This window comes from Streptococcus pseudopneumoniae (genome assembly GCF_038148935.1).
Lineage (GTDB): Bacteria > Bacillota > Bacilli > Lactobacillales > Streptococcaceae > Streptococcus > Streptococcus pseudopneumoniae_U.
The window spans coordinates 1-7,370 of the sequence record NZ_JBBJZX010000097.1; the positions used below are offsets into that span (position 1 = coordinate 1).

Genomic DNA, 7,370 nt, shown 5'->3' on the forward strand with positions numbered 1-7,370 from the left:
GGACAAGCTTCCTCTAACATTTGTTTGTCTCATAATGTTGATTTTTCCTCACTATTCTATATTTTCCAAGGTAGACCCTGCCTAGGTCTACTAGCCTATGTTTGCGATATGGATAGGCTTCTACAGATTTATCTATCTATTTCCAAGATAAGATTTCTATAGATTTTTATGCACGATTCCATATATAAGTTGCGAAACTCCTTTCTAATAAATTCCATAACCTTAGTATATCATATTTAAGTACTAAAGTACAACGAAAGCAACTGAAAGCAATGATTGTTACCATTGCTTTCTGCTTCATGTATCATTTTAAAACTTTCAGTTGCTAGCCTCATTTTTCAGTCTAGCATCAGTATTATTCACCATCGAGCAAGAGCTCTTTTGGTTGTTTTCTAAGGAGATTGCTTGAAGCAAGCGCCATAACGAGAACCACTAGAACCAAGGCAAGGACAAAGACGATGATAAAGTCTGATGTCTGAATGGAAATGTCTAAGCTCGACAAGGTCTTGCTAAAGCCATCTACTTCTGCACCACCACCAAGGTTAGAGGCTTGAGCCGCCTTGCTAGCCTGTTTGGCAACACCTGAAGTCACATTGGCAAGGACAGTGTTTCCAATTGCACGGGCAGTGTAATTAGCTAAGAAGTAAGCAGAAACAAGAGCAGGAATGGCAATCAAGATGGATTCGGTGATGAATTGCCCCAAGATACTTGCCTGCTTGAGACCGATAGAGAGGAGGATTCCCACCTCCTTGCGACGAGCGTTGATCCAAAGGCTGAGTAAGAGGGCAAGGAGAAGAACTGAGAAACTCAAGCTACCCCAGAAGAGGAGGTTGGCCATCTTGTACATACCAGAGATGGATTGCTCAAGAGCTGGGTAGTTAGAGGAGCTCTTCACAAGTGTGTAGCTCTTCCAGTTGATACCACTGATGCCATTCAATTCTTTCATGACATCATCCAAGTTCTTGTCCGCTGTTACAAAGAAGGTTGCGTCCCCATAAATAGCTGTGTCTTCTGTGTATCCATAAAGTTTAGCAGCCGTATGGATGTCTGTGATAGCAGTATTTTCGTAGAGTTCTTGTGAATAGGTGACTGCTGACTTATTATGGCCATCAAAGAGTCCCTTGATTGTCACTTCAACTGTTTCTTTGGCACCTTTTTCATTGTCTGCATCGTAGACATTGGAATCCAGTTTGACCTTATCGCCTACTTTCCAGCCGTGTTTGGCTGCCAAGTCCTTGTGCAGGAGGATCTTGTCCTTGTCGTCGTTTGTTAAGTGCTCACCTTCGACCAGCTTATAAGAACCAGAGACAAACTTGTCTTCTTTAGAGGAGTCATTGACACCTGTAATCATCAAGCTACTTCCAAAATGTTTGGCACGGTCAGGTGTCAGATTTTTCTTGGTTTCTGGAGTTTCGATAAGTTCATAGCCAGTCAAATCGCCAATGGCATTGATGCGTTTAACATAAGACTCAATAGCCTTGTTTTCGGTGATTTTTTTGATATCTTCACCCTTGATATTCCCAGCACCACGTGGCGTTCCTTGATTAACGCGACGATTGATTTGCATGGAGAAGCTATTGGTGATATTTTTAAAAGTCTCCTGAGAAGCCTTGGCAGTAGCTCCTTTGATCGACAAGCCGACCAAACTTAAGCTCGCCATGAGGAGAATAATCAGGAAGATGACAATCGATTTGAAAAACTTCCTTGTAACATAGGCAAATGCGTTGTGTAACATAGGTTCCCTTTCTAGGTTTTGTTCTTTCTTATAGTTCCAACAGAAAAGCTCAAATTATTTACTAGTATTTCGAGTTTCAGTCAGTTTCTTATCCTTCAACTCAAGTGTAATATCTGACGCTTGTGCTACTTCTTTGCTGTGGGTGACGACGATGACACATTTACCTGTTTTCTGGGCAAGTGATTTGAGCAGTTCGACAATATCTCCGGCAGTTTTAGGGTCCAGATTTCCTGTTGGCTCATCAGCTAGAATCACTGGAGCTTCTGAGACCAAACTACGAGCAATGGCAACACGTTGTTGTTGACCACCTGATAACTGGAGAACATTCCGCTTGATCTGATTTTCATCCAAACCAAGCTCAAGAAGTGTATCCTTGCTTGCTTTTTTGTTGACCAAGCGGATATTTTCCAGTGGAGAAAGATAATCAATCAAATTATAATTTTGAAAAACCAAGGAAATATGGTGCATACGATGATAGGAATAGCCCTTCTTACGAATATCTTCCCCTTGAAAAAGAATAGAGCCTTCAACAGGACTATCTAGACCAGCAAGGAGGGACAAGAGAGTGGATTTCCCCGCTCCTGACTCGCCAATGATACTGTAAAATTTCCCGGGTTCAAAATTATAATTGATCTGATATAGGACTGCTTCAGCAGTGTTCTTATAACGGTAGGTAAGGTCTTGTAATTGTAATAAAGTCATGATTTCTCCTTCTTAACTAATAGATGATAAAATTTCTTTCGGCGATTTTCTAAATAAAAATAGGAAACAAAGGGCTACAGACAAGCAACTAAGCAGAACTAGAAAAACATAGGATTCTGCAAAAGATAAGATGCTGGTTGATAAATCGCTTGCTTTGGCTAGTGTATCTTGTAGGGTTGTCTGATCTCCACTTGCTAGTAGAGTTTGGAGTAGGTAAGTTGTGATTACGTTTCCTGAAACAAATGCTGGAAGCAAAGCTCCAAGAGATACCAAAACTACCTCTAAACAAAATTGTAGGAAGATTGAGCTTTTGCCTTTTCCAAGTGCAAGTAAAATCCCCACTTCGTAGACTCGTTCTCTCAACCAGAGAGACAAGACTAAAATCAAGGCGCCTGCTCCAGCTATCATCATCCCATAAAGGAAGATGGTCAGGAAGGTTTGAAAGGTTGCTACTGAGTCTTTGATTTGTTCAAAGGCCTTGTTTTCTTTCTCGACTTGGTAACCTTGACTTTCTAAAGCCAAGTTTTCCACCTGCTTCATGAGTCCGTCCATTTCCTTAGGGTTTTCTACATAGAAGCGGGCTGCACTAACTTGAGGTTCACTATTGCCCAAAAGGCTTTGGCTACTTTCATAGTCTGTAAAGACTTGGTTTTCACTGAAGTCAGAAGACAAGCCCGTGAATTTCTCTTGTTTTTTACCAGAAAAGATGCCGACGATTTCAAACTCGACAGTTTGTCCTTTACCAGTCTCTGACTGTCCAGCATCCAAGCTAATCTTGTCATGAAGCGAAAGACCGTTCTTCTTAGCCAACTCTTCGTGGATTAGGATTTTCTTGGAATCTCCTTTTTGAAGGTGTCGCCCTTCTTTTAAGTTGAAAGCCGAGCTAGTAAAGGTCACATCCTTGGATGAATCCTCAAGAGCCGTTACACTAACCAAGTTCTTGTCCGCAGCTGACAAATCATCACGTTCCACGCTCTGCTCGCCACTCACCGCTTCCTTGTCTTTCAGTTTTGCGATAGTTTCGAGTTCAGGAGAGACATGTTCCAGTCCCTTAATCTGGCTCACGGATGATAAGTCCGACAACTTGAAGGTCTGACCATTTTCTATCTTCTTAATAGAAAAAGATGTGTTGAGTGATTTGTAAAGATTGCTTTCTACTGTCTTGTTGGACTTCATCAATGTCAAACAGGCTGAAATTCCGGCCAATAGGACCAATAAAATCAGAAATAAAATAAAACTTCTCAGTCGTTTTCTGCTGACATAAGCCCAAGCTCTTTGGATTGGATTCATTTGTCACCTCCATATTCGTAAGACTATTATAAAACCCAAATATGAAATGTTTATGAAATGCGAAAAAAATATCGAGTAGGGGATAATCTCTAGCCCCTCTCACACCACCGTACGTGCCGTTCGGCATACGGCGGTTCAACTAACTTTTAACGCATGTCGTTCAAGGTAATAATCCAAACACGAAACCAGTCCACGTTTTTCAAGGACTGGTTTTGATATAGCACGTTTAAGTACCGACTTCTGAGCTACTAATTGATAATGGTCGCCCCAGCCAGATACCTTATCTGCTATCCATTTAGGGACCCCTAACTTAAGCAATCCCCATAATCGTCTAGATTTCTTCTTCCATTGCTTCCAGATAATCACTCGTAGGCGAGTACGCAAGCGCTCATCTATGCTAGTAACTATACTTTTCATATTTCCCAATGAGAAATAGTTTATCCATCCTCGAATAGACAAATTCAGTTGCTCAATACGTCTTGTTAAGTCTATACTCCATTTCCTCTGTGTTAGTTTCTTCAATTTAAGCTTAAATCTCCGAACACTATCTTGATGTGGACGACTTTTCCAACCATCTGATGATTTCCAGAACCCAAAACCTAGATATTTCAACTCTCTTGGTCTGGTAATCTTAGTCTTGGTCATGTTTACTTTCAAACCTAGCCGTTTCTCAATAAAACGACTGACTGAATACATCACACGTTTAGCAGCTGCCTCGCTTCCGACCGTAATCACACAATCATCTGCGTAGCGCACAAATCGAAGTCCCCTCTTTTCTAATTCCTTGTCCAATTCATTAAGCATGATGTTGGATAAGAGAGGAGATAAATTTCCTCCCTGTGGTGTACCAACTAACGTTTTATGACGCTGACCGTTAATGATAACACCTGAATGAAGATACTTACGAATCAAGGATTCCGTATCTCCGTCTTCGATAATGTTATGTACTAAGGACATCAATCTATCTTGAGGAACCATATCGAAAAATTTCTCTAGGTCTATATCCACTATCCACTCATAGCCGTCATTTAAGTACTCTAAGAGCTTCATGATGGCTTTTTCACATGACCTATTTGGTCTGAAGCCATAACTCGTATCTGAGAAATGAGGTTCACAAATGGGGTTCATGATTTGGACAATGGCCTGTTGAATCATTCTATCCATAACTGTTGGAATTCCTAGTTGACGGATACCTCCGTTTGGTTTGGGAATCTCAACTCTAAGAACTGGTTGAGGCTTATATTTTCTCTGTTTTATCAGTTCCTTAGTCAAGCGCCAGTTTTGTCTGAGATAATTATCCATCTCTTCGATAGTAATTCCATCAATCCCAGCTGAGCCCTTATTGGATTTTACTTGATTGTAGGCTTCAAGCATATTTTCGCGTGATAATATCTTATCTAGCAATTTTGACATGTGCGTATTCCTTTCTTGTTTTGGTGCCTGAGGGACATCTTATATTTGTGAGCCTTCATCTAGTCAATACGTGACAGACTCCAGTTCTATCAGACCACTCGTTTTACAGACACAAGTGAAGTAGGATTACTTCGATTAGTTGGTCACCCCTTCGCTCCACTTCCATTACAGAAGTTTCCTCACTACTATGGGCTCGGCTGACTTCTCATGATTCGTTGTTACTACGCTTTCAGCGCTCATGATACCTCGCGGATAAGTCGTACATCTTTCCTAGTTTATACAAGATATGAGGACGTTAGAAGGTTACAGTGAAAATAGGAAATCTGACGCAGAGTCTTTAGGCACTAGGAAGATTTATCTTTTTCACACAAACCTTAGTCCGAATTCAATTACTCTCATGATTTACGCATATAGGTTACGACTACCTTTTTGGACTTTAGAGTTTTGAGCCCCCTTATCCGCTATATACGCCTTACTATCACGTTCCTGTTCGTAGAGCCACGATTTCGCTATCCCTTCCTCTCCCCGCTACCTCACGATAGTCAGGCTTGGGAATCGCTATTGGGTTCACCGGTAGCGGGTGCCCTCGGAGGACTTACACCTCAGATGCACGACATGCCCGTCGTACATCAAAAAGAGCAACGGCTTTCACCGTTGCTCTTTCAATCACTATTCTAGCTAGTTTCCGACTCGTCTAAACTTTGCTTATCTTAACTGAGCAAGAATAGCTTTGAGTTTCTCAATCAACTCATCTTCTGTGTGGTCAGACTCTTTCTCATTGGCTAGGAAGGCAACTGCTTGAGCGAGAGCTTCTCGTGCTTGGTCGAGAACTTTCGCATCTACATTTGTAAGGTCGCCGTCTTGCAGAACCTTAGTTAATTCCTTTGTCAATTTCTTGAGTTCTGACTCTTTCTTACGACGAGCGATGAGGAAGAGAAGGAGACCAAGAAGGGCGAGCAGACTGCCAATCATCGTACCGTATGGAAGATGACCTTGATCTTTCCTTGTTTCTTTCATTTCTTCTTCCTTAGTCGCTTGCTTGCCTTTCAAGGATTCGAGTGCTTTCTTGACCTTAGCAGTAATCTCTTTCAAGCCTGCCTCTGTCAAGTCAGCATTTCTAAGGGCTTCTTGACCCTCTCCGAGAATGATCTTAGCAGCGTCGATGACAGATTGATCAATACCATCCAAGTCTTTCAAACGACTTTCTAGTTCTTCAACCAATCGAGCAAGTTCAGACTTGTCAACAGGATGAGTCTCACTAGGAGTCACTGAATTGCCTGAATTGTTTGGAGCCAATGTAGAAACTGGAGTTTCCTGAGTTGGAGTGCTTGCTTGCGCCTGTCCAACAGTAGATGACGGAGTAGCAGGGTTGGTGTTGCTACTATCGTCGGACGTCACATCAACGGCTGGAGTGTTGGCACTGTTATCTGGTGTCACACTGTCGCTATTGTTAGGGGCAGGGTTGGTAGTACCACCGTTGTTCGTGTTAGCACTGTTGTCGGCATTTCCACCATTATTAGTGTTGTCACTATCGTCAGGACGTGGTGTTGGTGTTGGATTTGGACGAGGAGCAGGCTGAGGATTGATGTTATCGATAGCTTGTTTGCCATTATTCTTCGCTTCATCTACCTTATCGTTAGTTGTCGCGTCGTCAATAGCTTTCTTAGCGTCGTCTGCTGCTGTATCAACATCAGATTTCGCTTTGTCCTTCTCTTCTTGCGTCAAGTCGGTACGCTTATCAATCTCATCTTTCTTAGCTTTAGCTGCTTTATCGATTTCTTTCTTAGCTTCTGCTTTCTTATAGCCACTTGGATTGATGTTATTGATAGCCTTAGTGCCATTATTCTTCGCTTCATCTACCTTATCGTTAGTTTTCGCGTCGTCAATAGCTTTCTTAGCCTTGTCTGCTACTGTTTCAACTTCAGATTTAGCTGTGTCCTTCTCTTCTTTCGTCAAGTCGGTACGTTTATCAATCTCATCTTTCTTATCTTGTGCCGCTTTATCGATAGCCTCTTTAGAAGCATCTGTGACTTTGTATTTCACTGATACATTTTCCGTACTACCATCTTCATATGTCACTGTAAGTTCAATGTCATGGAAACCATCTGTTGTAGGATAGCTTGTTCCATCTTTCAGCTTAACAGTCTGTTTGTGTTCAGCATTTACAGCGTCTAACAAATCATTATCTGTAACACTTTGTTTATATGGTTTGGTTAATGTATTTGTCGTC

General features: G+C 41.7%; 5 protein-coding genes. All 5 read right to left on the bottom strand.

Features of this window, described 5'->3' with window-relative positions:
* Positions 1 to 355: 355 nt before the first annotated feature.
* The gene (gene vex3 / locus WKI42_RS08900) at positions 356 to 1,735 is read right to left on the bottom strand and encodes an ABC transporter permease subunit Vex3 (protein ID WP_368081722.1); all 1,380 of its coding nucleotides are present in this window, start codon (positions 1,733 to 1,735) and stop codon (positions 356 to 358) included.
* 54 nt (positions 1,736 to 1,789) lie between these two features.
* A complete protein-coding gene (gene vex2, locus WKI42_RS08905; protein WP_368081723.1) occupies positions 1,790 to 2,437 on the bottom strand; it encodes an ABC transporter ATP-binding subunit Vex2 in 648 nt (215 codons plus the stop codon).
* Between the two features lie 12 nt (positions 2,438 to 2,449).
* Complete coding sequence (locus WKI42_RS08910) at positions 2,450 to 3,727, bottom strand: ABC transporter permease (protein WP_368081724.1); 1,278 nt, start codon at positions 3,725 to 3,727, stop codon at positions 2,450 to 2,452.
* Between the two features lie 135 nt (positions 3,728 to 3,862).
* Complete coding sequence (ltrA, locus tag WKI42_RS08915; protein WP_368081725.1) at positions 3,863 to 5,140, bottom strand: group II intron reverse transcriptase/maturase; 1,278 nt, start codon at positions 5,138 to 5,140, stop codon at positions 3,863 to 3,865.
* A gap of 705 nt (positions 5,141 to 5,845) precedes the next feature.
* The coding region (locus WKI42_RS08920) for a DUF1542 domain-containing protein (RefSeq protein ID WP_368081726.1) at positions 5,846 to 7,370 on the bottom strand (1,525 nt) is incomplete at its 5' end.

Excerpts from the sequence above, each read along its gene's own strand:
- ltrA (WP_368081725.1), bottom strand. The coding sequence starts at position 5,140 with ATGTCAAAATTGCTAGATAAGATATTATCACGCGAAAATATGCTTGAA.
- vex3 (WP_368081722.1), bottom strand. The coding sequence starts at position 1,735 with ATGTTACACAACGCATTTGCCTATGTTACAAGGAAGTTTTTCAAATCG.
- WKI42_RS08910 (WP_368081724.1), bottom strand. The coding sequence starts at position 3,727 with ATGAATCCAATCCAAAGAGCTTGGGCTTATGTCAGCAGAAAACGACTG.
- vex2 (WP_368081723.1), bottom strand. The coding sequence starts at position 2,437 with ATGACTTTATTACAATTACAAGACCTTACCTACCGTTATAAGAACACT.